Origin of the sequence: Shumkonia mesophila, from assembly GCF_026163695.1 — a bacterium.
GTDB lineage: Bacteria > Pseudomonadota > Alphaproteobacteria > Rhodospirillales > Shumkoniaceae > Shumkonia > Shumkonia mesophila.
The window spans coordinates 149294-173387 of the sequence record NZ_JAOTID010000002.1; the positions used below are offsets into that span (position 1 = coordinate 149294).

Genomic DNA, 24094 nt, shown 5'->3' on the forward strand with positions numbered 1-24094 from the left:
ATGAGACTTACGAACGTGATGCGTGCAGCCGCCGCCGGTTTTCTGGTCGCGGCGCTCGCAGCAGTCCCCGCGCAGGCCCAGCAGACCAAGCCGGCCGCGCAACCGAAGACGACGACGCAGCAGGCCCAGCCGGCGGCCGATGAGCCCGGCGCCCTGCGCATCGGCGTTCTCGATCTCGAGGAAATCAACCGGAAGGCGGCGGTGTTCAAGAGCATCCGCAGCCAGATGGAGACCTACAGCGCCTCCTTCTCGGCGGCCATCAAGTCCGAGGACGACGAGCTGCGCAACGCCAACAAGGAATTGGCCCGCCAGCGGACCATCCTGTCGCCGGAGGCTTACGCCGAGGAACGGCGGAAATTCGAAAAGAGCGTGACGGATTTCCAGCGTCTGGTCGAAAAGCGCAAGCAGAGCCTCAACGCGGTGCATGCCAAGGCGGTGCTCGAGGCGGAAGGCACCTTGAGGAAGATCATCGCCGACTTCGCCACGGAGAACAGCATCGCGCTGGTCCTCAGAAGCGACACGATCGTCTTCCACAACAAGGCGATGGACATGACGGCCATCGTCCTTGCTCGGCTCGACAAAGCGGTGCCGAGCGTCAAGGTTCCCCAGCCGGAAAAATAGGCAATGGCCGATCCACGGTTCTTCGCGGTCGCCGGTCCCTTTTCGTTGAAGCATCTGATCGAGGTGTCGGGGGCCACCGTGGCCCCCGGGACCGACATCGAGCGGCTTTTTTCGGACGTCGCGCCGCTGGCGACGGCGGGGCCCCAGCAGGTGAGCTTCCTCGACAACAAGCAATACGTCGAGGCGTTCGTCGCCAGCCGGGCCGGCGCCTGTTTCGTCCATCCGCGCTTCGCCGGCCGGGCACCGGACTCCATGGTCGTACTCGCGACCCCCGATCCCTACCGCGCCTATGCGCTGACCGCCCAGGCCTTCTATCCGGCCGTTCCGGCGTGCGGCGGCATCTCGACCTCGGCCTCCGTCGATGCCACGGCCCGCATCGGCGAGGGCAGCGAGATCGAGCCGGGAGCGGTGATCGGACCGCGCGCCGAGATCGGACGGCGCTGCCGGATCGGCCCCAACGCGGTGATCGGCGCCGGCGTGGTGGTGGGCGACGACTGCACGGTGGGGCCCTGCGTGTCCTTGGCCTACTGCCTGATCGGCAGCCGCGCCATCATCCATGCCGGGGTGCGCATCGGCCAGGACGGTTTCGGGTTCGCGCTGGGGCCGCAGGGCCATGAAAAGGTGCCGCAACTCGGCCGCGTCATCGTCGAGGACGACGTCGAAATCGGCGCCAACACCACCATCGACCGCGGGGCCGGACCGGATACCGTCATCGGCGCCGGCACCAAGATTGATAATCTGGTCCAGATCGGCCATAACGTCCGCCTCGGACGCGGATGCATCGTGGTCTCGCATGTCGGGATCTCGGGCAGCACCCATGTCGGCAATTTCGTCGTGATCGGGGGCCAGGCCGGTTTCGCCGGGCATCTGACGATCGGGGACGGGGCCAGGATTTCCGCGCAGAGCGGCGTCATGCGCGACGTCGAACGAGGGGAGACAGTGGCCGGGTCGCCCGCGTTGCCCGCCAAGGAGTTCTGGCGGCAGGTGGCCACCCTCGCCGAATTGAGCAAAAAGCGACGGGGGAGTGACACATGAACGTAGAAACCAAAACGTCCGGTGCCACGGCGGTGGATATCCTGCGGATCATGGAGATGATTCCGCACCGCTATCCATTCCTGATGATCGACCGCGTCGTCGACATCATTCCCGACACCAGCGCCGTCGGCATCAAGAACGTGACCATCAACGAGCCGTTCTTCGCCGGCCATTTCCCGACCCGCCCGGTGATGCCGGGGGTGCTGATCATCGAGGCGATGGCCCAGACCGCCGCCGTCCTCGTGGTGCAGACGCTGGGCAGCGCCTCGGAAGGCAAGCTGGTCTACTTCATGACGGTGGACGAAGCCCGCTTCCGCAAGCCGGTGATGCCGGGCGACACCCTTCATATCCACGTCACCAAGGAACGCAATCGCCGCAACGTCTGGAAGTTTCGGGGCGAGGCCAAGGTCAACGGGACCCTGGTCGCCGAGGCGATTTTCGCGGCCATGATTCTGGACGACTGAATGACCGAGATCCATCCCACGGCGATCGTCGCCAACGGCGCCCAACTGGGCGCGAACGTCAGCATCGGGGCGTACTGCTGCGTCGGCCCCCAGGTCGTCCTGGAAGACGGCGTCCAACTGCATTCGCACGTCGTCGTCGAGGGGCGCACGCGGGTGGGCGCGAGAACCCGCATCTTTCCGTTCGCCTCCATCGGCCATATCCCGCAGGACCTGAAGTACAAGGGCGAGCCCTCGGAACTGGCGATCGGGCGCGACAACACCATCCGCGAGCACGTCACCATGAACCCCGGCACCGAGGGCGGCGGCATGGTGACGCGGGTCGGCAACCACGGGCTGTTCATGGTGGGGGCGCATGTCGCCCACGACTGCCAGATCGGCGATCACGTCATCTTCGTCAACAACGCCACCCTGGGCGGCCACGTCGAGGTCGGCGACTGGGCCATCCTGGGCGGGCTGTCGGCCGTGCATCAGTTCGTGCGCATCGGCAAGCACGCCATGATCGGCGGCATGTCGGGCATCGAGGCGGACGTCATTCCCTACGGCACGGTGATCGGCAACCGGGCGCGCCTTTCGGGGCTCAACATCGTCGGGCTGAAGCGCCGCGGCTTCTCGCGCGACGTCATCCACGCGCTGCGCAACGCCTATCGGCTGCTGTTCGCCCCGGAGGGGACGATGGCCGAGCGCCTGGACGACGTCGCCCAGACGTACAGCGACAACGAGCCGGTCATGGAAATCGTCGGGTTCATCCGGGCGGCTTCGTCGCGGGCGCTTTGCCAGCCCGCCCTGGAAGATGCCGCCTAAGCTCGGCATCCTGGCCGGCGGCGGAACGCTGCCGGCCCTTCTGGTCGACACCTGCATCCGGTCGCAGCGGCCGTTTTTCGTGATCGCCTTCGCGGGGCAGGCGGATGCCGCCCTGGTGGCGCCGCGCCCCGACGGCCGGCCCGTTCCCCACGCCTGGGTCAGGGTGGGCGCGGCCGGCCGCGCGGTGAAGCTGCTGCGCCGCGAGGGCGCCGCCGAGTTGGTCATGGCCGGGCGCATGCGGCGCCCCGCGCTGATGACGTTGCGCCCGGACCTGTGGGCCCTGCGTTTCCTTCTGCGTCATTGCGGCCTCAAGCGGGGCGACGACGCCCTGCTGCGGGCCCTCATCGAGGCGCTCGGCGAGGAAGGCTTCGCCGTCGTCGGCGTCGATTCCCTGTTGCCCGACCTGCTGGCGCCGGCGGGCGTTCTGGGCGCCGTGCAGCCGGACGCCGCCGCCCTGGCCGACGTCGGGCTGGGCATCGAGGCGGCGCTTTCCATCGGCGCCCGCGACGTCGGCCAGGCGGCGGTGGCGCGCCACGGCCGGGTGATCGGGCGCGAGGGGCGCGAGGGCACCGACGCCTTGCTGGCCGCCTGCGCCGGCGAGCGACCGGCGGCGCCCTCGGGCGTGCTGGTCAAGATGGCCAAGCCCGGACAGGAACGGCGCGTCGACCTGCCGGCCATCGGCCCCGGCACGGTGGCGGCGGCGGCGCGCGCCGGTCTCGCCGGCATCGCGGTGGAAGCCGGGGGCGCGCTGCTGGTCGAGCGCGACGGGCTGATCGCGGCGGCCGACGCCGCCGGCCTGTTCGTCCTGGGCGTCGAGGCGGCGGAGCGACGGCCATGACGACCGGCGCGGACATGCCCCCGCTCGTCTTCCTGGTCGCCGGCGAACCCTCCGGCGACGCGCTCGGCGCCCGCCTGATGGCGGCGCTCAAGGCGCGCACCGGCGGTGCCGTGCGCTTCGCCGGCGTCGGCGGCGAGGGCATGGCGGACCAGGGACTGGACAGTCTATTTCCGATGGCCGAGTTGTCGGTGATGGGGGTCGCCGAAGTGCTGCCCCGGCTGCCGCGTATCCTCCGGCGGCTGGCCGAAACCGCCCGGGCGGCGCGCCGCCTGCGGCCGGCGGCGGTGGTGACCATCGATGCCCCCGATTTCTGCTTCCGGCTGGCCAAGCGCCTGCGCGGCGCCGGCATTCCGCTGATCCACTATGTGGCGCCGTCGGTGTGGGCGTGGCGGCCGGGCCGGGCCCGCAAGATCGCCGGCTTCCTCGATCACCTGCTGGCCTTGCTGCCCTTCGAGCCGCCGTATTTCGAGCGCGAGGGGCTGGCCTGCACCTTCGTCGGCCACCCGGTGGTGGAATCGGGGGCGGATCTGGGCGACGGCCGGCGCTTCCGGGAACGCCACGGCATCGCCGCCGGGGCGCCGCTCGTCTGCGTGCTGCCGGGCAGCAGGCGCAGCGAAACCGCGCGCCTGCTGCCGGTGTTCGCCCAGGCGGTGGCTGGGCTGCGGGCGAACCGCCCGGATCTCAGGGCCGTCGTCCCGGTGATCGGCGCCGTGGCCGACGAGGTGGCGCGGGCGGCGGCCGGTTGGCCGGTGCCGGCGACGGTCGTCCACGGGCGCGCCGACAAGATCGACGCCTTCGCCGCCGCCGACGTGGCGCTGGCCGCCTCGGGGACGGTGGCCCTCGAACTGGCGATGGCGGAAACCCCGGCGGTGATCGCCTACCGGGTGAACCCGCTCACCGCCTGGCTGGCCCGCCGCCTGGTCCGCGTGCCCTACGCCAACCTGGTCAACCTGGTGCTCGACCGCCCGGCGGTGCCGGAACTCATCCAGGAGGACTGCCGGCCGGAGCGGCTGACCGCGGCGCTGGACGCCCTGTTCGTCGACGAGGCGGCGAGGCGGGCCCAGGTCGAGGCGGGGCGGGAAGCGCTGACCCGCCTGGGCCGTGGCGGCCCGTCGCCGGGCGAGCGGGCGGCGGCGGTGGTGCTCGACGTCATCGCGGGAAAGTAATTTCGGGGACACTTTAATTTCGGGGACACTTTGTCTTAACTTCGGGGACACTTTTTTAAAGTGTCCCCGAAATTAAAGTGTCCCCGAAATTGAGCGAAATCCGCGCTACTTGCGCTTCTTCATCGCCACGTAGTTGCGGGTGGTCGGCCCGGCGAAGCGCTGGCGCGGCCGGCCGATGCGGGTTTCGGGGTCGGTCAGCATCTCTTCCCACTGGGCGATCCAGCCGACCGTGCGGGCGATGGCGAAAAGCGCCGTGAACATGGGCGGCGGGAAGCCCATGGCCCGATAGATGATGCCCGAATAGAAGTCGACGTTGGGATAGAGCTTGTGCTCGATGAAGTAGTCGTCCTCGATGGCGACCTTCTCCAGCGCCATGGCAAGCTCGAGCAGCGGCTCCTTCTTGATGCCCACCTCCTCCAGCACCTCGTAGCAGGTCTGGCGGATCAGCTTGGCCCTGGGGTCGTAGTTCTTGTAGACCCGGTGGCCGAAGCCCATCAGGCGGAAGGGATCGTTCTTGTCCTTGGCCTTCTTGACGTATTCGGGAATGCGCTTCTTGTCGCCGATCTCGGTCAGCATGGCGATCACCGCCTCGTTGGCGCCGCCGTGGGCCGGCCCCCACAGCGAGGCGACGCCGGCGGAAATACAGGCGAACGGGTTGGCGCCGCTGGAGCCGGCGATGCGCACGGTGGAGGTCGAGGCGTTCTGCTCGTGGTCGGCGTGCAGGATGAACAGCCGGTCCAGCGCCTTGGCCAGCACCGGGCTGACCTTGTAGTCCTCGCACGGCGTGGCGAACACCATGTGCAGGAAGTTCTCGGTGTAGTTCATGGTGTTGCGCGGATAGATGAACGGCTGGCCCTGCGAGTACTTGTAGGCGTAGGCGGCGATGGTCGGCATCTTGGAGATCAGCCGGTGCGCCGCGATCATCTGGTCCTCGGGCTTCGAGAAGTCCATGTGGTCGTGATAGAAGGCCGACAGCGCCCCCACCACGCCGCACATCACCGCCATCGGGTGGGAGTCGCGGCGGAAACCGCGGAAGAAGAACTGCATCTGTTCGTGCAGCATGGTGTGGTGGGTGATCGAATCCTCGAACTCGGCCTGCTGCCTGGCATTCGGCAGATCGCCGTTGATGATCAGATAGGCCACCTCGAGGAAGTGCGACTTCTCGGCCAGCTGCTCGATGGGATAGCCCCGGTATTCGAGGACGCCGGCCTCGCCGTCGATATAGGTGATGGTCGACGTGCAGCTGCCGGTCGAGCCGTAGCCGGGATCGTAGGTGAACAAGCCGGTATCGGCGTAGAACTTGCGGATGTCGACGACCTCGGGGCCGACCGTTCCCTTGAGGATGGGATAGGTGACCTGCTTCCCGTTACGGTTGTCGATCAGCGTCATCGTCTCCTGACGTGCCGGCGCCTTGGCAGGCGTGGCCTTCGTGGCGGTTGTCTTCTTAGCCATTGAATCTTTACCTCATCAACAAAATGAAATGGTCGCACTTGCCGTCGGGACCGAACGGTCCGCATGCGCGTCATTATTGTTGGGGCCATAGGGGCCCGGGCACGAATTCTATGTGGTCGGTGCCTGTGGCCGGTTCAATGTCCGGCGGTCATGCTTTCTGCCGCACGCAGGAACACCCCCACCCCAACCCTCCCCCGTCAAGGGGGAGGGAGAAGGGCAGAGAGGCACCGTCATATCCCTCCCCCCTTTGTGGGGGAGGGCAGGGAGGGGGGCCTGGCGCGCTACAAGCCGCGCGGCACACCCCAGCAGTGCAACCTGTTCCAAGCGTCAGGCTTCACTGTGACCGATGCCCTTCACGACGTCGTCGAGGCGTCCCAGCGTCTCCTCGGACCCCAGGATCTCCATCACGGCGAAGATGGGCGGCGACACGGTGGCGCCGGTCAGGGCGGCCCGGATGGGCTGGGCGACCTTGCCCAGCTTGAGGCCGGCGCCTTCGGCATGGGCGCGGGCCACCGCCTCCAGGTTCTCGGCCTTCCACGCCGTCACCGAGGCCAGTTGCCGGCGGATCTGGGCCAGCATGTCGCGGGCCTGGGCGTCCAGAAGGGCGGCGGCCGCCGCATCGACCGGCAGCGGCCGGCGCCGCACGTAGAAGGCGGCGCTGTCGGCCAGATCCACCAGGGTCTTGGCGCGCTCCTTCAGGGCCGCCATGCCGGCGAGCAGACGGTCCTCGGTTCCTTCCGCGAAGTCGGCCCCTAGACTGTCGCGCAGGCGGGGCAGGGTCAGGCCCACCAGACGCCGATCCTCGGCCTGGCGGATGTAATGGCCGTTGAGGTTGGTCAGCTTGGCCATGTCGAAGCGGGCCGGCGAGCGCAGCACGCCTTCGAAACCGAACCACTCGATGGCCTGCTCGGTGCCGATGATCTCGTCGTCGCCGTGGCTCCAGCCCAGGCGCAGCAGGTAGTTGCGCATGGCCTCGGGCAGGAAGCCCATGTCGGCGTAGTTGCCCACCGCCACCGCCCCGTGGCGCTTCGAAAGCTTCTTGCCGTCGGGGCCGTGGATCAGCGGCATGTGGGCGAAGATCGGCGGCTGCCAGCCCATGGCGTTGTAGATCTGGGTCTGGCGGAAGGCGTTGGTGAAGTGGTCGTCGCCGCGCACGGCGTGGGTCACCTCCATGTCGTGGTCGTCGACCACCACGGCCAGCATGTAGGTGGGGGTGCCGTCGGCGCGCAGCAGCACCATGTCGTCCATCTGGTCGTTGGCAACCCTGACCGTGCCCTGGATCAAATCGTCGATGACGGTCTCGCCCTCGCGCGGCGCCTTGAGGCGGATGGCCGGGGCCACCCCGGCCGGGGCTTCCGACGGATCGCGGTCGCGCCAGCGGCCGTCATAGCCGGTGAAGCGGCCCTCGGCCGCCGCCTGCTCGCGCATGGCGGTCAGTTCCTCGGGCGTGCAGTAGCAGGGATAGGCCTTGCCGGCGGCAACCATCTGGCGGGCGACCTCGGCGTGGCGGGCGACGCGCGAGAACTGCGAGATCACCTCGCCGTCCCAGTCGAGCCCCAGCCAGGTCAGGCCGTCGAGGATGGCCTTCACCGCCTCCTCGGTCGAGCGGGCCCGGTCGGTGTCCTCGATGCGCAACAGGAACTTGCCGCCGTTGTGGCGGGCGAACAGCCAGTTGAAAAGGGCCGTGTGGGCGCCGCCGACGTGCAGGAAGCCGGTGGGCGAGGGGGCGAAACGGGTGACGACGGTCATGGTCTCTTTTGCTACTGTGACAAGAATGGATGGCGCGGACATGTAGCACATTCCGCCGCCGGTTGCAGTCAATTGGTGCGTCGGGATGAGCGAAACCATCCTTCCGGAGGCGCCGCCGCGTGGCTTGGCCCGGCTGGCGGCCCGAATGGCCGACGAGCGGGAGCGCTGGGTGCTGTGGCTGCCGGTCGGCGTCGGGCTCGGCATCGGCGTCTATTTCGCGCTGCCGACGGAACCGCCGCCGTGGCCGGCGGCGGCTTTTCTTGTCGCGGTTCTCGCTGCCGTGGCGGCCGCTCGCCGCCGGCCGGGGCCGCGCCTTGCCCTGATCGGCTTGGCCGCCGTGGCCGCCGGCTTCGTCGCCGCCCAGGCCCGTACCGTGCTGGTCGAGGCGCCGATGCTGGAGCGGCGCATCGGCCCGCTGACGGTGGAGGGGCGGGTGATCGAGGTCGAGCCGCTGGGCCGCGGCCGCCGAATCCTGCTCGACGAGTTGGAAGGGACCGGGATGGCCGCCGAGGCGCGGCCTCATCGGGTCCGCATCCGGCTGGGAAGCGAACCGCCGCTGGCGCCGGGGCAACGCATCCGCGTGCGCGCCGTATTGAGCCCGCCGCCGGCCCCGGCCGTGCCCGGCGCCTTCGATTTCCAGCGCCAGTCCTATTTCCGCGGTTTGGGCGCCGTGGGGTTCGCCATGGGCCGGGCCGAGGCGATCGGGCCGGGCGACGCCGGCTCGCCCGCCCTCGCCTTGGCGGCCCTGCGCCAGAGGATCGGCGAGCGCATCGCCGCCGGCCTGGAGGGGACGGCGGGCGCCATGGCCCGCGCGCTGATGACCGGCGAGCGGGGCGCCATTCCCGAGGACGTGCTGGCCGCCATGCGCGATTCCGGGTTGGCCCACCTGCTGGCCATCTCGGGCCTGCACATCGGGTTGGTGGCGGGAATCCTCTTCGTCGGCCTGCGCGCCGCCCTGGCCCTGGTGCCCTTCGTCGCGCTGCGCTTTCCCATCAAGAAATGGGCGGCAGCGGTGGCGCTGCCGGGCGCGTTTGCCTATGCCCTGATCAGCGGCTCGACGGTACCGACCCAGCGGGCCTTCCTGATGCTGGGCCTGGTGCTGCTGGCCGTGCTGCTCGACCGCCGGGGCCTCTCCATCCGCACGGTGGCGTGGGCGGCGCTGGCCATCCTGCTTTTGCAGCCCGAAAGCCTGCTGGGCGCCAGCTTCCAGCTGTCGTTCGCCGCCGTCATCGCCCTGATCGCCGCCTACGAGGAGATCGCCGAGCGCCGTTTCCGCGACGAGGGGCGGCGGCGCGGCTGGCCGGGAAGGGTTTTGCTTTACGTCGGCGGCGTGGCGCTGAGCAGCCTGATCGCCGGTGCCGCCACCACCCCCTTCGCGCTCTATCACTTCAACCGCGTGGCCGCCTTCGGGCTGGCCGCCAACATGGCGGCGGTGCCGCTGACCGCCCTGTGGGTGATGCCGTGGGCGGTGGTTTCCTTCGCGCTGATGCCGTTCGGCCTCGAGGCCCTGGCGCTGGCGCCGATGGGCTGGGGGGTGGAGGCGATCATCGCCGTCGCCCGTGAGGTGGCCGCGTGGCCGGGCGCGGTGACCCTGTTGCCGGCCATGCCGACGGCGGGCCTGGTCGCCGTCGGCATCGGCGGCCTGTGGCTGGCCCTGTGGCGGGGACGCTGGCGGCTGTGGGGGATCGCCGGCCTCGTCGGCGGGTTGGCCAGCGGGGTCTGGATGAACCCGCCCGATGTCCTTATCGACGACGCCGGCCGGCTGATGGCGGTGCGCGCCGCCGATGGCACGCTTGCCGTTTCCAGCCGGCGGCTCGGCCGCTTCGATGCCGAGGTGTGGCTGCGCCGGGCCGGCCAGGAAAAGGCGCCGGCCGCTTGGCCGGCCAACGGCACGGCCGGCCCGGAGGGCGGCAACCTCGCCTGCGACGCCGTCGGTTGCATTTACCGGGCACGGGGCCACACCGTCGCCCTGGTGCGCGACGAGGGGGCGTTGGCCGAGGACTGCCGCGTCGCCGACGTGGTGGTGGCGACGGTGCCGGTGCGCCGGCCCTGCCCGTCGGCCGCCGTGGTGATCGACCGCTTCGACCTGTGGCGCGACGGCGCCCATGCCCTGTGGCTGACCGAACTCGCCGTCCGGGTGAAAAGCGTCAACGGCGAGCGTGGCCGTAGGCCATGGGTGGTGCGGCCGCGGGCCCGCCGCCCAGCGGGGCTTGGCAACTGAGCGGGCAGGGGCCACATCAGACCCCATGAGCAGGGAACTCCCGCCGGCGAAGGGATGGCGCGTGAAGATCGCGCTGGCCGGGGTTGTCTTTGCCCTGCCGTCCCTTGGCGTTCAATCTGCGGCCGTGTCGCCGGCCTTCACACCCGCCGACATCCTGACTTGGCGTCCCGAATCCTTCCACGGCGAAACTCGCTATGAGGCGGCCGACGTCGATGCGATGGCCGCGGTGCTTGCCTCCTGCGACGGCTCGGCTTCGGGGCTGGTGCTGGAGCGGCGCATCGACCTTAAGAAAACGCCGCTGGTCGAATGGTCGTGGGGGATCGAGGGCGTGTTCCCCGACGGCGCCGACGAGGCCCGCAAGGAGGGCGACGACTACCCGGCCCGCCTCTATTTCGTCAGGAAGGGCGGCTTCAACCCGTTCGCCACCCGGGCCATCAACTACGTCTGGGCCAGCGCCAAGCCGGCCGGCGCCGACTGGCCCAACGCCTTTACCGCCAACGCCCATATCGTCGCCGTGCGATCAGGGCCGCCCAAGGCGCCGATGGGCTGGGTGACCGAGCGGCGCAACCTGCGCGACGATTTCAGGCGCTACCACGGCCTCGACATCGACGCCATCGACGCCGTGGCCATTATGACCGATTGCGACAACCGCGCCGCCACGGCCTCGGCCTGGTACGGCGGCGTGCGCTTCCTGCCCGAGGAGGGGTAGGGTACGAAACGAGGAGGATGCCATGACGGATGCCCGCCACCTTTTGCGCCCCGCCATCGCCCGCATCTGGCGCGGCCGCACCGAGGCGGCCAAGGCCGACGCCTACGCGGCGTATCTCTATGAGGAGGGCGTCAAGCCGCTGGCCGGGAAGGCGCTGGGCGTGCAGATGTTCCGCGAGGACCGGCCCGGGGAAACGGAGTTCGTCACCATCTCCTATTGGGAGAGCGTCGAGGCCATGTCGCGCTTCGCCGGGCCGGACCCCCGGCGCATCCATCACCTTAAGCGCGACGCCGAGTTTCTGATCGAACTGCCGGAAGGCGTGCAGGTCCTCGATATCGTGACGGTGTTGGGGCGAACGGGGGACAACCAGCAGGATCCAAGCCCCCTCGCGTAAACCCGTTACTTGTAGGATGTAAACTCGACTGACTTAAGCAACCGCTCTCCCATCGCCCTGAACTGCGGAAATTCAACGCCGGAAGGTCCCTTCCTGGAGAATTCGACGAAGATGCCGACTGATGGATTTCCCGGGTGGATGCAATTCATTCCATAGTACTCGATCATAGTAAACGCGCCTCCGCGTTTAGCCGCGAAGTCTTTAGCCGCGGATTCATGTTTGACGCAGGTTTCTGATCGCTCGGCATACCACTGTTCATCATTCCTGATGACTTCGAACGTTCCTGTTTTCGGTTCGTTGGCACGTCCGGATTTCACGAAGTTTAAAAATCCCTCCGGTACATCAAATGCGGGAACGTTGTAGGTGCCGATGGCCGTTATCAGGGTTTCATTCGGCGAATTTCCGCGCGCGCCAAGCATTACTTGGTAGGTCGACTGAACGAGTACGGTCCACGACCTGCCTTCGGGAACAGCGAACGAAATACCAAGTTGCGTGATCCTGGTGCCGCCGGCGACCTGCGGCCCTTGAGGCACAGCCACGCACGCACTTATCGTTAACAGCAGGAAGCCGACGACGATTCTTCTCATGGCAACTCCCCCACGCCATGCCAAGCGCACGTTAAGGTAGAGCGACAACCGCCATTTTACCAGGGGATCGTATCCGATGCCCTCCGTGCGGAGGCACAACCCGCATTCCCATGACGCGATCGACGGCCGTTAGTACTTGCGAATCAGTCCCACCAGTTTGCCCTGCACCTGGACCTGGTCGGGGCCGAAGATGCGGGTTTCGTATTTCTTGTTGGCGGGCTCCAGCGCGATGGAATCGCCGCGCCGGCGCAGGCGTTTCAGCGTCACCTCGGTATTCTCGACCAGGGCGACGACGATGGTGCCGTTGTCGGCGGTTTCGCAGCGCTGGATGACCACGGTGTCGCCGTCCTCGATGCCGGCGTCGATCATCGAATCGCCATCGACGCTGAGCGCGTAATGCTCGCCGGTGCCGAGCAGGGAAGCCGGCACGTCGATGGAGGCCGTGTTGTCGCGCATCGCCTCGATGGGCGTGCCGGCGGCGATCAGGCCATAGAGCGGCAGTTCCACGGCCCCGGCCTCGGGCCGGGCGGCGCGGGCGGTCGAGGGCTTGAACTGGCCGCGGATGACCTTGGGGGCGAAGGCGCCGCGCGAGGCGCCATTGGGGGCCTCGGCGTTTTCCGGCAGCTTGAGGACTTCGAGCGCGCGGGCGCGGTGCGGCAGGTGGCGGATGAAGCCGCGCTCCTCGAGCCCGGTGATCAGCCGGTGGATGCCGGATTTCGAGCGCAGGCTCAAGGCCTCCTTCATCTCCTCGAAGGAGGGCGAGACGCCTTTGCTCTTCAGGTGATCGTTGATGTAGACGAGGAGTTCGTACTGCTTGCGGGTCAGCATGGTGTCACTCCGGGCCGCCACCCAGTTTCGCGGCGTGGCGGCGGTGCTGCGATGCGTTCGACCCGGGGGCCCTCCGCCGCCGTCGCACGTCTGGCGTCACCCCGAAACCGGCACCACAAAATGTGGAACAAAAGCAAAACGTCGGCACATGTTCTAGTTTAGTTCTCGTGCCGGGTCAAGCGGCAATTTGGTGACGGGAGGCAGGGGTATTTCGGGGGTATTTTAGGGACACCATACTTAATTCCAGCGAACCGAAGCAAGGCAGCCGACGGCGGGAATTAAGTATGGTGTCCCCAAAATACTAGAGGGGAACGATCTCCACCCGTTCGCCGGCCCGGGCGGGCGGCGCATGGGGCGGGCGGACCACCAGGCAGTCGGCGTCGGCGAAGCGGGCCATCAGCGCGCTGTCCTGGGCCTCGAAGGGGGTGGCGACGGGCTCGCCGTCCTCGCCCACCGTCAGGCGGGAACGCAGATAGTCCTGGCGGAGGTCGTTGGCCGGCAGGTCGCGCCCGAGGCGGGCCATCGGCGCCGGTCCCCGGCGGTCGGGAAGTCCGAGCATGGCGTTCATGGCCGGGCGCAGGAACAGCAGCGAGGTGACGCCGACCGAGACCGGGTTGCCCGGCAGCCCCAGCACCGGCACGTCGCCGAGACGCCCGAAGATGAGCGGCTTGCCCGGCCGCATGGCGACCCGATAGAAGCCGAGGTCGAAGCCCTGGGCGGCCAGCGCCTGGCGCACCAGGTCGTGGTCGCCGACCGAGGCGCCGCCGATGGTGACCAGCAGGTCGGCGCCCCGGGCGCCTGCCAGCAGGGCGGCCAGCGATTCCTCGGTGTCGCGGGCGATGCCCAGCACCGCGGGAAGACCGCCGAAGGCGGTGACGTAGGCGGCCACCGCCAGGCTGTTGGAACCGACGATCTGGCCTTCGGCCAGCGGCTCGCCGGGCATCACCAGTTCGTCGCCGGTGGCGAGGATGGCGACGCGCGGCCGGCGGGCGACGGCGAGCCACGGCACGTTCATGGCGGCGGCGAGCCCGATGTCGCGCCCGGTCAGCCGGCGCCCGGCCTTGAGCATGACGTCGCCCCGCCGAAAATCCATGCCGGCGCGGCGGACCCAGCGGCCGGGCCTGGGCACCTCGCGGACGGTGACGGCGTCGCCCGCGGCCTCGGCGTCCTCCTGGATGACGATGGCGTCGGCGCCGGCCGGCATGACGGCGCCGGTGAAGATGCGCACGCACTGCCCCGCCCCGACGGCGCCGGCAAAGGGGTGGCCGGCCGCCGACTGGCCGATCCGGGTCAGCGTCGCCGGCACGGCGGTGGCGTCGGCGGCGCGCAGCGCATAGCCGTCCATGGCCGAGACGTCCAGCGGCGGGCTGTCGAGCTGCGCGGCGACGTCCCTGGCCAGGGCGCGGCCCAACGCCGCCTCGAGACCGACCGTCTCGACGGCGAGCGGCGCGAAACCGGAAACGACCTTGGCGACGGCTTCGGCGACGGAAAGCATCATGGGGCCTCGAAGGTGCCGGACTTGCCGCCGGCCTTGTGCACAAGGCGGATGTCGACGATGCGCATGGCGCGGTCCATCGACTTGCACATGTCATAGACGGTGAGCGCCGCCACGGCGACGGCGGTCAGCGCCTCCATCTCGACGCCGGTGCGCCCCGCGACGCGGCAGGTCGCCTCGATGTCGACGGCGTTGCGCCCGGCGTCGCAGGAAAGGCGCATCTCGACGGCATCCAGCCCCAGCGGGTGGCAGAGCGGGATGAGATCGGACGTGCGCTTGGCCCCCATGATGCCGGCCAGCTGGGCGACGCCGAGCACGTCGCCCTTCTTGACGCCGCCGGCCTGGATGCGGGCCAGCGTCTCGGGGGCCACGAGCACCGAGCCCTTGGCGGTGGCGGTGCGCTGGGTAACGGCCTTGGCCGAGACGTCGACCATGCGGGCGTCGCCCTTGTCGTCGAAATGGCTGAGCCCGGCCATGGCCTTACTCCTTCGCCGGGGCCGGGGCGCCGGCCAGCAGGGCGCGGGTCGCCGCCTCGACATCGGTCTGGCGCATCAGGGATTCGCCGACCAGGAAGCAGCGCACCCCGATGCGGGCCATGCGGGCCAAGTCGTCGGGGGTGTAGAGGCCGCTTTCGCTGACCACGAGGCGGTCGGCGGGGGCGCGCGCGACCAGGGTTTCGGTGACGGCCAAGTCGACCTTGAGCGTCTTGAGGTTGCGGTTGTTGATGCCCAGCAGCCGGACATCCAGCCGGGCGGCGCGCTCCAGCTCGGCCTCGTCGTGGACCTCGATCAGGGCGTCCATGCCGAACTCGCGGGCGGCGGCCACCAGCTCGACCGCCTGCGGGTCGCTGACGGCGGCCATGATGACGAGCACGGCGTCGGCGCCCAGCGCGCGGGCCTCGATGATCTGGTAGGGCTCCAGCATGAAGTCCTTGCGCAGGACCGGAAGCGGGACGGCGGCGCGGGCCGCCGTCAGGTATTCGTCGGCGCCGCGGAAATAGGGGCCGTCGGTCAGCACGGAAAGGCAGGTGGCGCCGCCCTTGGCATAGGCGCGGGCCAGGGCCGGCGGGTTGAAATCGGCGCGGATCAGACCCTTGGAGGGGGACGCCTTCTTGATCTCGGCGATCAGTCCGTAGCCGGCGGCGGCGGCCGCTTCGAGCCGGGCGGCGAAACCGCGCGGCGGCGACGCCTGCTGGGCCGCCCCGATCACCGTGCCCATCGGGCGGGCCGCCTTGCAGCGGGCGACGTGGGTGCGCTTGTCGGCGCAGATGCGGGCCAGCACGTCGCTCATGGGGCGGTGCCCGGAGGCGTCTCGCGGGTGATGGCGATCAGCCGCTCCAGCGCGGCGGCGGCGACCCCGGAATCGACGGAACGGGCGGCCAGTGCGACGCCGTCCTTCAGGTTTTTCGCCTTGCCGGCGACGATCAGCGCGGCGCCGGCGTTATAGAGCACGACGTCGCGCAGCGGCCCCTTCCGGCCGCCCAGCACGGCACGCAGCGCGGCGGCGTTGGTTTCGGCGTCGCCGCCTTTCAGGTCTTCCGGCCGCGCCCGCGGCAGGCCGGCCTCCTCGGGCGTCACCTCGAAGGTGCTGACGGCGCCGTCCTTCAGCGCGGCGACATGGGACGGGCCGGTGGTGGTCAGCTCGTCCAGGCCGTCGGCGCCGTTGACGATCCACGCCGCCTCGCTGCCGAGGTTGGCCAGCGTCTGGGCCATCGGCTCGATCCACTTGCGGTCGAAGGCGCCGGTGAACTGGCGCTTGACGCCGGCCGGGTTGGCCAGCGGCCCCAGGATGTTGAAGATGGTGCGCACGCCCAGTTCGCCGCGCGGCCCGGCGACGTGGCGCATGGCGCTGTGATGGCGGGGCGCCATCAGGAAGCCGATGCCGGCCTCGGCGATGGCCCGCTCGATCAGGCGCATGTCGGCGTCGAGGTTGACGCCCAGCGCGGCCAGCACGTCGGCGGCGCCCGATTTCGACGACACCGCGCGGTTGCCGTGCTTGGCGACCGGCACCCCGGCGCCGGCGACGACGAAGGCGGAGGTGGTCGAGATGTTGAAGGTGCCGGCCGAATCGCCGCCGGTGCCGACGATGTCGATGGCGCCGGGCGGGGCCTTGATGGTCACCGCCTTGGCGCGCATGGCGCGCACGGCGCCGGTGATCTCGTCGACCGTCTCGCCGCGCACCCGCAGCGCCATCAGGAAGCCGCCGATCTGGGCCGGGGTGGCGTCGCCCGACATGATGATGCCGAACGCGGCCTCGGCCTCGGCCCCGGTCAGCGAGGCGCCGCCCGCCACCGTGCCGAGCAGGGACTTCATGTCGGCCAGCGCGTTCATGCGGCGGCCCTCCCTTCATGGGTCAGGCGGATGAAATTCTCGAGGATGTGGTGGCCGTTTTCCGAGGCGATGCTTTCGGGATGGAACTGCACGCCGTAGATGGGCAGCGTCTTGTGGGCCAGGCCCTGGATGACGTCGTCCTCGCTCTCGGCGGTGATCTCCAGGCAGTCGGGCAGGTCGTCGCGCCTGACCATCAGCGAGTGGTAGCGGGTGGCCGGAAACGGGCTGGGGATGCCGGCGAAGATGCCCTTGGCGACGTGGCGGATCTGGCTGGTCTTGCCGTGCATGGGCTTGGGCGCGCGCACCACGGCACCGCCGAAGGCCTGGCCGATGGCCTGATGGCCGAGGCAGACCCCCAAAAGGGGCACGCGGCCGGCGGCGGCGCCGATCAGGTCGAGGCAGATGCCGGCCCGGTCGGGATCGCACGGTCCCGGCGAGAGGACGATGCCTTGCGGTTTCAGGGCCAGCGCCTCGGCGGCCGAAAGCGCATCGTTGCGCTTGACCACCACCTCGGCCCCGAGTTCTCCCAAGTAGTGCAGAAGGTTGTAGGTGAAGCTGTCGTAGTTATCGATAAGAAGATACATATCAATGCGTTACGGAGTTTTTCAAATGCGTAGCATTAGCAATCTGAAAGCTTCCGTCCCCCTGGGTCCGCACGCCCGGCGGTGCGGAGGCCAAGAATGCAGGGCGTCCCCGCCAGCGTCAAGCCCGCGACGGCGCCAATTAGTTTGTCTCTTTGGAGTTAAACATCCTTAGCCGTAGCAACAGGAGGCGATTGAGGGACGATGAAAAGTCCTGGGTGACTTTGGACCTGCCGCCTACACCGACTGCGGCCCTGCGCTAAGCAAACGAACTATCACAATAATTAGAAGTCGATTTCAAGAAATTGACGGCGAATAGGGTCGAGATTTTCAAATATCCCTGGGCCAAATATGCATTTCATTATGTGCCGCAAGGCGTTAGCACGCTTGTCTGAAACGCAATCTTTAAGTGATGAAAAATTTTTCCCGAAAAAATAATAGTTAACGAATCCATCCATTTTTTGATTTATTTCCAAAACTGTTTTAGAAAAACTCCTATACTTCAGAAACACGTGCTTGAAATCATAAAATTCATTTAGCTTTTTGTCTACTTCATCAAAGACGGATTTTGGAATTATGCATTCATACTCACCTGAGCATCCTTTCACAGCTATTTCCATGCCGAGAAATTCTACGGGTTCCTTTGGCGAGCATATAACGGTTTTCGGAGATTTGCCTGGACTTGGTATGCTGTGACCTAGAGAGGTCAGCGTTTCTTCTGCAAGATCAAATGCGCGAAAGCATTCATCTTTGCTATTGCAAAATACAATAAAATCGTCAGCATAACGTAATAATTTTAATCTTCTTTTTTCGAATTCCTGATCGAATTTGCGAAGGACAAAATTGGATAACAAAGGAGATAGAGGCATTCCCTGCCGAAGCCCCAATCCTTCTTTAATTCCAGCATTTGCGATAGTTTTTCTTATATCTTTTTCTGATGTTGAAATCTCACATCTAATAGCCTTTGAAAGAATTGGTATGACGCTTGATTTCCCAAGTTTGCGAGAAAGATCCGATATCAATTTGTCTCTGTCAATTTTGTCGAAAAATGACGAGATGTCCGATTTAAAAGCCCACTGATTTTCATGCCTTAACTTTACGGCATTTTTTATAGCTTTTTTAACTCCTCGGTTTTTAATAAAGCCATAACTAACATTATTTTTAACAGATAACTTATCGTCTTCGACGAGATAATTTAAAATATGACGTTGTATCAGCCGGTCCGATACCGTTGGGACGCAAATGATGCGGGGAATTGGCGAGTTGACTTTGGGTATGGAAATGGGTCGTAAGGGACGAAACTCAAATGTCCCTGAGAGCAACTTGTCCCTAATTACTTCAAGATTCCGGGTTAAATCTCTCGCAAAATTACTTCCAGATTGACCATCAATCCCAACGGCCTTCGTCTTTTCCGCGTCAGGCGAGTCATTCCATGTGCTTCGCAATTTTGCTAAGGATGCGATTTTTGTCGGTTTTGGATAGTCTAACAAGCCTACCCCCAGTGTCGTCGATTAAACGGGTTCCACACTGAGTTCGGGCGGCTGATTGCAGGGCGGCAACGTCGGAAAAGTCTTCCGCGCGCCATCCCTCCGCTCCCGTGGAGCCGACCCCCTGGTCGACATTGGGGCGCCCATTTTGGACGAAACCCCGCTTGCTGCTCCACAGTAACCTTCGGAATTCAACACCACCGCAAATTTAAATTTTGCGGAAAGCTGCCAAAATTCCGAAGGATCACTCGGCCCTGTAGAACAATACATGAACAAAGCCGCCAGTGCAACTAGAAAGTTGCATCGGACACGCCACCTTGGCGCTCCCCCGCGTCCGATGCCAACCGATCCGCCGACGTGTAGATGCATAGTAGCCTCCTCAACGATTTTGGAACCCTGGGGCCACCCGACAAACGTCAACCGCACTCCAACAGGACCGAGATTGCAGGGCGGCAACGTCGGAAAAGTCTTCCGCGCGCCATCCCTCCGCTCCCGTGGAGCCGACCCCCTGGTCGACATTGGGGCGCCCATTTCGGACGAAACCCAGTTTCGATCAGGTTCGGACGTCTTCGACGCATCTCCCGCCAGCATCCGTGGCAAGCCTCGGATACGAAGGCGTGACTCTACCACGCTAACATGCATTTGCGCTTCGCGCTACCATATTTCGTACCTTGGCAGATAAATGTGCTCAAATGTGGTGTCCGCTTGTTTGAGGCTGCCGCAAAATTGGCATGCAGGTACTCGCCGTCGACGGCCGGGTTTTTGATCGAAAGGGGTGGTTCGCGGCAACCCGGCCCGGACTGGCGGCGCTACCGCTCGCCGGTCGCGGCCGGCACCCATAACTCGCTACCGGCTTCGACGCCGGGGATGCGGACGGTCGGGGCATAGCCCTCGGGCTTGCCGGCGACCGTCACGCCGCCATGAATCCTCTGCTGCTGCCCGTCCTCGAAGAAGGTGTAGGGGAAGAGGGCCTCCGGGGCGCTGGCGGCGTCGAGGCGGGCGGCCAATTCGGGCGGGATCGCGAAGGAGAGCGCGGCGAGGTTGTCCTCAAGCTGGGAGAGCTTGGTGGCGCCGAGGATGACGGACGCCACGCCAGGGCGGTTGGCGATCCAGTTGAGCGCGACCTGGGCCATGCCGCGGTTCATCTGCTTGGCCACGGCTTCCAGCTCGGCGACGATCCGCCAGTTGCGCGGCGTGAACTTCTGGAAGGCCGGGATCGTCGATCCCTTCATCGTCTCGAGGCGCCCGGCGCCGCTGCCGCCGTCCTCGCTTGGCCGGTACTTGCCCGACAGCAGGCCGCTTCCCAAGGGGCTCCACACCGTGATGCCCATGCCGTGCCCGGTGGCCAACGCCACGTGTTCGCGCTCGATGTTGCGCTCGACCAGGGAGTATTCGAGCTGCAGGGTGGAAACGGGCTCGTAGCCGCGGAATTCGGCGATGGCCTGGGCGCGCGAGGCATACCAGGCGGGAACGTCCGACAGGCCGACATGGCGGACCTTGCCCGAGCGCACCAGGTCGTCGAGCGTGCGCATGACCTCCTCGGCCGGCGTCAGCCGGTCCCAGGTGTGCAGGTAGTAAAGATCGATGTAGTCGGTGCCGAGGCGCTTCAGCGACCCTTCGACGGCGCGCAGCATGTTCTTGCGGCCGTTGCCGCCGGCGTTGGGGTTGCCGGGCTCGGCGTTGTAGGTGAACTTGGTGGCGATCACCGCCTTGTCGCGCAGGTTCCTCTCGGCGATGAATTCGCCGAGCCAGGTTTCGCTGGTGCCGTTGGTGTAGAGATCGGCGGTATCGAAGAAGTTGCCGCCGGCCTCGACGTAGGTGTCGACCATCCGGCGGGCGGTTTCCTTGTCCGATCCCCAGCCCCATTCGGTGCCGAAGGTCATGGTGCCGAGGGCCAGGGGGCTGACGCGCAGGCCGGTGCGGCCGAGGGTGTAGTAGCTGTCCAGTTTGGGCGTTGCGGGCATGGGGGCTTCCTTTGCGGTTGTCGCGCGGATCGCCGCGCCGTCGGAACCGACCATGCCGGAAAACCGTCAATGCGATAATATGGTTCAATTCGCATGAACCATGTGAAATCATGCATGAATGGACCGCGATCTTCTGATTCACCTGCCGGTCATCCTGACGGTCGCCCGGCGGGCCGGCTTCGCCGCCGCCGCGTCCGAACTGGGCATGAGCCCGTCGGCGGTCAGCCACGCCGTCCGCCTGGTCGAGGAGCGGCTGGGCGTGCCGCTGTTCGCCCGCACCACGCGCAGCGTCGCCCTGACCGAGGCGGGACGGGCGCTGGTCGAGGCGGCGGCGCCGGCCTTGCGCGACATCGGCGAGCGGGTGGAGCGCATCCGCGCCGCCAAGGGCCGGGTCGGCGGGCTGCTGCGGCTGAACGTGCCGAACGCGGCCCTTCCCATCCTGACGCCGGTGGTGGGCGCCATGGCCAAGCGCTTTCCCGGCGTCACCGTCGAGATCTATGCCGACGACGCCATCGTCGACATTGTGGCGGCCGGCTTCGATGCCGGCGCCCGCCTGGGCGAGATGATCGCCGAGGACATGGTCGCCACCCGTCTGACGCCGCCGTTCGCCGCCATCATCGTGGCGTCGCCCGCCTATCTGGCGGCGCGCGGACGCCCCAAAGGCATCGCCGACCTCAAGGACCACAACTGCATCGCCTACCGGATGATCACCGGCGGCGGCCTTTATCGCTGGGAGCTTGTCGACGGAGAACGGGAGGTCACCGTCGAGGGGGCCGGCAGCACCATCGTCAACCATACCCTTTATGCCCGCGACCTCGCCCTGGCCGGGGTCGGGCTTGCCTATCTGTTCGAGCCGCTGGTCAGGGCCGACATCGCCGCCGGCCGCCTGACGCAGGTGTTGCCGGAAACGGCCCAGGAGGAGCCCGGGCTGTTCCTCTACTACCCGAAGCGGGCGGCCCTGGCTCCGAAGCTCCGGGCCTTCATCGACACCGCCCGCGAGATTCTGCGCGAACGGGAATAGGCCCGGCCGGCGGGGTGCCGAAGCCGGTTCAGTTTGACAACAAGAGCCGGAGTGCGAGGAGCGGTGACGGACGGTACCCTGGGTCATCATTCACCATATAAAACCCAGGAGGTCGAAGATGACCCTCATGACCGATATGTCGACTCCGACGACCGCCCTTCGCTTTGCCACCGGCGACACTTCGCTCGGCCCCGTGCTGGTGGCGACGAGCGGGCGAGGGGTTTGCGCCATCCTGATGGGCGACGATGCCGACGCCCTCGCCCACGATCTGCGGCGCCGCTTCCCCAAGGCCCGGCTGATCGAAGGCGACGCGCAGGCCGAAGCCCTGGCCGCCCGGGTTGCCGGCGCCATCGAAGCGCCTTCGCGCGGCCTCGATCTGCCGCTCGACATCGGTGGAACCGCGTTCCAGCGGCGTGTGTGGGAGGCCCTTCGCGAAATCCCCGCCGGCACGACCGCGAGCTATGCCGAGGTCGCCCGGTGGATCGGCGCACCCGGGGCGGCGCGCGCCGTGGCCCGGGCCTGCGCCGCCAACCCGGTCGCGGTGGCCGTTCCCTGCCATCGGGTCGTCGGAAGCGACGGCGCGCTCTCCGGCTATCGCTGGGGTGCCGGGCGCAAGCGGGCCCTGCTGGCGCGGGAGGGCGCGGCGTGAGGGGCGAGACGCGCTTCGCGACGGCGGCGGCGCCGATGGGGCCGCCGGCCGAGCGGGTCTCCCGGGTCGACTGGCCCGCCGTCGCCGCCGAGTTGGCGGGGCAGGGAGCGGCGATGCTGGGGACCCTGCTGGCGCCCGATGAATGCCGGGAAATCGCCGCCCTCTACGCCGACGACGGCCGGTTCCGCAACCGCATCGTCATGGCGCGCCACGGCTTCGGACAGGGCGAATACAAGTACTTCGCCTATCCGCTGCCGGGGCCGATCGGCGACCTCAGGACGGCGCTCTACGCGCGCCTGGCGCCGGTCGCCAACCAATGGAACGAGCGGATGGGGCTGGGCGAGCGCTATCCGGCCGACCACGAGGAATTCCTCGCCCGCTGCCATGAAGCCGGACAGATCCGCCCGACGCCGCTGCTCCTTCGCTACGAGACGGGCGACTACAACTGCCTGCACCAGGATCTCTATGGCGAGTTGGCCTTTCCGTTGCAGGTCGTCATCCTGCTGTCGGAGCCGGGAAAGGACTTCACCGGCGGCGAATTCGTGCTGACCGAGCAGCGGCCGCGCATGCAGTCGCGCCCCGAAGTGGTCGCCCTCGGGCAGGGCGAGGCGGCGGTCTTCGCGGTCCACCACCGTCCGGTGGCGGGCACCCGAGGGGTCTACCGGGTCAACATGCGCCACGGGGTGAGCCGCGTCCGCTCGGGGCGGCGCCATACCCTCGGCGTGATCTTCCACGACGCCAAATGACGGCCGGCGGCGTCGTCCTGCGGCTGTCCTATGAGCCCCCTTACGACTGGCCGGCCATGCTGGCGTTTTTCCGCCAGCGCGCCGTCGAGGGGGTCGAGGCGGTGGAGGGGGCGGTCTATCGTCGCGCCGTCCGCCTGGGCGACGGGGAGGGGACCATCGAGGTGACGGACGATCCGGGGCGGGACGGCCTCGTCGCGACCGTGCGCCTTTCCGGAGGCGTCGCCGTGGACGCCGCCGTCTTCCGGTTGCGCCGGATGTTCGACCTCGATGCCGACCTCGCGGCGATCAACGCCCATCTGGCGGACGATCCCATGCTGGCGCCGCTGGTGGCGGCGCGGCCGGCGGTTCGGGTGCCGGGTGGCTGGGACGGCTTCGAGATCGCGATGCGCACCGTCATCGGCCAACAGGTCAGCATCGCGGCGGCGCGTCGCCTGAACGGCCGGCTGGTCGAGCGGTGCGGCGGCGACCTGCCGCACGCCGCCGGCGGCGGGCCCAGCCGCCTGTTTCCGACGCCGCGCCAGGTGATGGCAGCGGATCTGGCGGCCATGGGCATGCCGGGCGCGCGGGTCGCCGCCCTCAAGGCGGTGGCCGAGGCGGCCTTGAACGATCCGCACCTGTTTTCGCGGGCCGCCACGGTCGAGGAGACGGTGGCCCGGCTTCGCGCCGTCAAGGGGATCGGCGAATGGACGGCGCACTACATCGCGATGCGGGCCTGCCGCGAGATGGATGCCTTTCCGGCCAGCGACGTCGGCCTGTTGCGGGGGGCCGCCGACGCCGCGGGGCTGCGGCCGCGCCCGGCCGATCTGCTGGCCCGGGCCGAGGCGTGGCGGCCCTGGCGGGCCTACGCCGCGCAGCAGATCTGGGCGGCGGATGCCGCGAGGGCTGTCACCCCCATTGGATGATGGCTCAACGTCCGGCGCGCCTCCAACCCCACCCCACCCGGGGAGGGGTTGACT

The 24094-nt window shown here is 67.6% G+C and carries 24 protein-coding genes; 13 read left to right on the forward strand and 11 right to left on the reverse strand.

The window, feature by feature from the left end; all coding sequences use genetic code 11:
- The 6 genes from ODR01_RS04185 to lpxB are packed head-to-tail and all read left to right on the forward strand — an operon-like array spanning position 1 to position 4925.
- Complete coding sequence (locus ODR01_RS04185) at positions 1-621, forward strand: OmpH family outer membrane protein (RefSeq protein WP_316976352.1); 621 nt, start codon at positions 1-3, stop codon at positions 619-621.
- 3 nt (positions 622-624) lie between these two features.
- A complete protein-coding gene (gene lpxD, locus ODR01_RS04190; RefSeq protein ID WP_316976353.1) occupies positions 625-1656 on the forward strand; it encodes a UDP-3-O-(3-hydroxymyristoyl)glucosamine N-acyltransferase in 1032 nt (343 codons plus the stop codon).
- Complete coding sequence (gene fabZ, locus ODR01_RS04195) at positions 1653-2120, forward strand: 3-hydroxyacyl-ACP dehydratase FabZ (RefSeq protein ID WP_316976354.1); 468 nt, start codon at positions 1653-1655, stop codon at positions 2118-2120. The genes lpxD and fabZ overlap by 4 nt, the downstream gene beginning before the upstream one ends.
- Positions 2121-2921 (forward strand): acyl-ACP--UDP-N-acetylglucosamine O-acyltransferase, encoded by an 801-nt coding sequence (lpxA, locus tag ODR01_RS04200; protein ID WP_316976355.1) that lies wholly within the window; start codon positions 2121-2123, stop codon positions 2919-2921.
- Positions 2911-3759, forward strand: coding sequence for an LpxI family protein (locus ODR01_RS04205; RefSeq protein ID WP_316976356.1), 849 nt, complete (start codon positions 2911-2913; stop codon positions 3757-3759). The genes lpxA and ODR01_RS04205 overlap by 11 nt, the downstream gene beginning before the upstream one ends.
- Complete coding sequence (lpxB, locus tag ODR01_RS04210) at positions 3756-4925, forward strand: lipid-A-disaccharide synthase (RefSeq protein WP_316976357.1); 1170 nt, start codon at positions 3756-3758, stop codon at positions 4923-4925. The genes ODR01_RS04205 and lpxB overlap by 4 nt, the downstream gene beginning before the upstream one ends.
- A 105-nt stretch (positions 4926-5030) precedes the next feature.
- Here lpxB and gltA read toward each other — a convergent pair whose 3' ends face one another.
- Both gltA and gltX read right to left on the reverse strand, forming a co-directional pair.
- Positions 5031-6377 carry a citrate synthase gene (gene gltA / locus ODR01_RS04215; RefSeq protein ID WP_316976358.1) on the reverse strand — a complete coding sequence of 449 codons (1347 nt, stop codon included), beginning with the start codon at positions 6375-6377 and terminating at the stop codon, positions 5031-5033.
- A 327-nt stretch (positions 6378-6704) separates the two neighbouring features.
- Positions 6705-8126 carry a glutamate--tRNA ligase gene (gene gltX, locus ODR01_RS04220; protein ID WP_316976359.1) on the reverse strand — a complete coding sequence of 474 codons (1422 nt, stop codon included), beginning with the start codon at positions 8124-8126 and terminating at the stop codon, positions 6705-6707.
- 85 nt (positions 8127-8211) lie between these two features.
- On the opposite strand from gltX, the gene ODR01_RS04225 reads away from it, so the two are divergent.
- The 3 genes from ODR01_RS04225 to ODR01_RS04235 are packed head-to-tail and all read left to right on the forward strand — an operon-like array spanning position 8212 to position 11450.
- A complete protein-coding gene (locus tag ODR01_RS04225) occupies positions 8212-10347 on the forward strand; it encodes a ComEC/Rec2 family competence protein (RefSeq protein WP_316976360.1) in 2136 nt (711 codons plus the stop codon).
- A gap of 25 nt (positions 10348-10372) precedes the next feature.
- The gene (locus ODR01_RS04230) at positions 10373-11056 is read left to right on the forward strand and encodes a DUF3047 domain-containing protein (protein ID WP_316976361.1); all 684 of its coding nucleotides are present in this window, start codon (positions 10373-10375) and stop codon (positions 11054-11056) included.
- Positions 11057-11078: 22 nt separating this feature from the next.
- Positions 11079-11450, forward strand: coding sequence for a hypothetical protein (locus tag ODR01_RS04235; RefSeq protein ID WP_316976362.1), 372 nt, complete (start codon positions 11079-11081; stop codon positions 11448-11450).
- Positions 11451-11455: 5 nt separating this feature from the next.
- On the opposite strand, the gene ODR01_RS04240 is transcribed toward ODR01_RS04235, so the two are convergent.
- The 9 genes from ODR01_RS04240 to ODR01_RS04280 form a co-directional block, all read right to left on the reverse strand.
- Positions 11456-12037 carry a hypothetical protein gene (locus ODR01_RS04240; RefSeq protein WP_316976363.1) on the reverse strand — a complete coding sequence of 194 codons (582 nt, stop codon included), beginning with the start codon at positions 12035-12037 and terminating at the stop codon, positions 11456-11458.
- Between the two features lie 129 nt (positions 12038-12166).
- The gene (gene lexA / locus ODR01_RS04245) at positions 12167-12865 is read right to left on the reverse strand and encodes a transcriptional repressor LexA (RefSeq protein WP_316976364.1); all 699 of its coding nucleotides are present in this window, start codon (positions 12863-12865) and stop codon (positions 12167-12169) included.
- A gap of 301 nt (positions 12866-13166) precedes the next feature.
- Positions 13167-14363, reverse strand: a complete 1197-nt coding sequence (locus tag ODR01_RS04250; protein WP_449441447.1) for a molybdopterin molybdotransferase MoeA — start codon at positions 14361-14363, stop codon at positions 13167-13169.
- Positions 14360-14836 (reverse strand): cyclic pyranopterin monophosphate synthase MoaC, encoded by a 477-nt coding sequence (gene moaC, locus ODR01_RS04255; RefSeq protein ID WP_316976365.1) that lies wholly within the window; start codon positions 14834-14836, stop codon positions 14360-14362. The genes ODR01_RS04250 and moaC overlap by 4 nt, the downstream gene beginning before the upstream one ends.
- Before the next feature lie 4 nt (positions 14837-14840).
- The gene (trpC, locus tag ODR01_RS04260; RefSeq protein ID WP_316976366.1) at positions 14841-15650 is read right to left on the reverse strand and encodes an indole-3-glycerol phosphate synthase TrpC; all 810 of its coding nucleotides are present in this window, start codon (positions 15648-15650) and stop codon (positions 14841-14843) included.
- Positions 15647-16690: an anthranilate phosphoribosyltransferase gene (gene trpD / locus ODR01_RS04265; protein ID WP_316976367.1), complete on the reverse strand. Its 1044-nt coding sequence runs from the start codon at positions 16688-16690 to the stop codon at positions 15647-15649. Before trpD ends, trpC begins: the two co-directional genes overlap by 4 nt.
- Entirely contained in the window at positions 16687-17274 is a 588-nt protein-coding gene (locus ODR01_RS04270) for an anthranilate synthase component II (protein WP_316976368.1), read from the reverse strand. The genes trpD and ODR01_RS04270 overlap by 4 nt, the downstream gene beginning before the upstream one ends.
- 281 nt (positions 17275-17555) lie before the next feature.
- Entirely contained in the window at positions 17556-18761 is a 1206-nt protein-coding gene (locus ODR01_RS04275; RefSeq protein WP_316976369.1) for a reverse transcriptase domain-containing protein, read from the reverse strand.
- Between the two features lie 806 nt (positions 18762-19567).
- Positions 19568-20722 (reverse strand): aldo/keto reductase, encoded by a 1155-nt coding sequence (locus ODR01_RS04280; protein ID WP_316976370.1) that lies wholly within the window; start codon positions 20720-20722, stop codon positions 19568-19570.
- A gap of 118 nt (positions 20723-20840) precedes the next feature.
- On the opposite strand from ODR01_RS04280, the gene ODR01_RS04285 reads away from it, so the two are divergent.
- From ODR01_RS04285 to ODR01_RS04300, 4 genes are all read left to right on the forward strand, one after another.
- Positions 20841-21743 (forward strand): LysR family transcriptional regulator, encoded by a 903-nt coding sequence (locus tag ODR01_RS04285; protein ID WP_316976371.1) that lies wholly within the window; start codon positions 20841-20843, stop codon positions 21741-21743.
- A 118-nt stretch (positions 21744-21861) separates the two neighbouring features.
- Positions 21862-22392 (forward strand): methylated-DNA--[protein]-cysteine S-methyltransferase, encoded by a 531-nt coding sequence (locus ODR01_RS04290; RefSeq protein WP_316976372.1) that lies wholly within the window; start codon positions 21862-21864, stop codon positions 22390-22392.
- A complete protein-coding gene (locus ODR01_RS04295; protein WP_316976373.1) occupies positions 22389-23138 on the forward strand; it encodes a 2OG-Fe(II) oxygenase in 750 nt (249 codons plus the stop codon). Before ODR01_RS04290 ends, ODR01_RS04295 begins: the two co-directional genes overlap by 4 nt.
- A complete protein-coding gene (locus tag ODR01_RS04300) occupies positions 23135-24040 on the forward strand; it encodes a DNA-3-methyladenine glycosylase family protein (protein WP_316976374.1) in 906 nt (301 codons plus the stop codon). The genes ODR01_RS04295 and ODR01_RS04300 overlap by 4 nt, the downstream gene beginning before the upstream one ends.
- The last annotated feature ends 54 nt before the right edge of the window (positions 24041-24094 follow it).

Excerpts from the sequence above, each read along its gene's own strand:
- ODR01_RS04185 (WP_316976352.1), top strand. The coding sequence starts at position 1 with ATGAGACTTACGAACGTGATGCGTGCAGCCGCCGCCGGTTTTCTGGTC.
- lpxD (WP_316976353.1), top strand. The coding sequence starts at position 625 with ATGGCCGATCCACGGTTCTTCGCGGTCGCCGGTCCCTTTTCGTTGAAG.
- fabZ (WP_316976354.1), top strand. The coding sequence starts at position 1,653 with ATGAACGTAGAAACCAAAACGTCCGGTGCCACGGCGGTGGATATCCTG.
- lpxA (WP_316976355.1), top strand. The coding sequence starts at position 2,121 with ATGACCGAGATCCATCCCACGGCGATCGTCGCCAACGGCGCCCAACTG.
- ODR01_RS04205 (WP_316976356.1), top strand. The coding sequence starts at position 2,911 with ATGCCGCCTAAGCTCGGCATCCTGGCCGGCGGCGGAACGCTGCCGGCC.
- lpxB (WP_316976357.1), top strand. The coding sequence starts at position 3,756 with ATGACGACCGGCGCGGACATGCCCCCGCTCGTCTTCCTGGTCGCCGGC.
- gltA (WP_316976358.1), bottom strand. The coding sequence starts at position 6,377 with ATGGCTAAGAAGACAACCGCCACGAAGGCCACGCCTGCCAAGGCGCCG.
- gltX (WP_316976359.1), bottom strand. The coding sequence starts at position 8,126 with ATGACCGTCGTCACCCGTTTCGCCCCCTCGCCCACCGGCTTCCTGCAC.
- ODR01_RS04225 (WP_316976360.1), top strand. The coding sequence starts at position 8,212 with ATGAGCGAAACCATCCTTCCGGAGGCGCCGCCGCGTGGCTTGGCCCGG.
- ODR01_RS04230 (WP_316976361.1), top strand. The coding sequence starts at position 10,373 with ATGAGCAGGGAACTCCCGCCGGCGAAGGGATGGCGCGTGAAGATCGCG.
- ODR01_RS04235 (WP_316976362.1), top strand. The coding sequence starts at position 11,079 with ATGACGGATGCCCGCCACCTTTTGCGCCCCGCCATCGCCCGCATCTGG.
- ODR01_RS04240 (WP_316976363.1), bottom strand. The coding sequence starts at position 12,037 with ATGAGAAGAATCGTCGTCGGCTTCCTGCTGTTAACGATAAGTGCGTGC.
- lexA (WP_316976364.1), bottom strand. The coding sequence starts at position 12,865 with ATGCTGACCCGCAAGCAGTACGAACTCCTCGTCTACATCAACGATCAC.
- ODR01_RS04250 (WP_449441447.1), bottom strand. The coding sequence starts at position 14,363 with ATGATGCTTTCCGTCGCCGAAGCCGTCGCCAAGGTCGTTTCCGGTTTC.
- moaC (WP_316976365.1), bottom strand. The coding sequence starts at position 14,836 with ATGGCCGGGCTCAGCCATTTCGACGACAAGGGCGACGCCCGCATGGTC.
- trpC (WP_316976366.1), bottom strand. The coding sequence starts at position 15,650 with ATGAGCGACGTGCTGGCCCGCATCTGCGCCGACAAGCGCACCCACGTC.
- trpD (WP_316976367.1), bottom strand. The coding sequence starts at position 16,690 with ATGAACGCGCTGGCCGACATGAAGTCCCTGCTCGGCACGGTGGCGGGC.
- ODR01_RS04270 (WP_316976368.1), bottom strand. The coding sequence starts at position 17,274 with ATGTATCTTCTTATCGATAACTACGACAGCTTCACCTACAACCTTCTG.
- ODR01_RS04280 (WP_316976370.1), bottom strand. The coding sequence starts at position 20,722 with ATGCCCGCAACGCCCAAACTGGACAGCTACTACACCCTCGGCCGCACC.
- ODR01_RS04285 (WP_316976371.1), top strand. The coding sequence starts at position 20,841 with ATGGACCGCGATCTTCTGATTCACCTGCCGGTCATCCTGACGGTCGCC.
- ODR01_RS04290 (WP_316976372.1), top strand. The coding sequence starts at position 21,862 with ATGACCCTCATGACCGATATGTCGACTCCGACGACCGCCCTTCGCTTT.
- ODR01_RS04300 (WP_316976374.1), top strand. The coding sequence starts at position 23,135 with ATGACGGCCGGCGGCGTCGTCCTGCGGCTGTCCTATGAGCCCCCTTAC.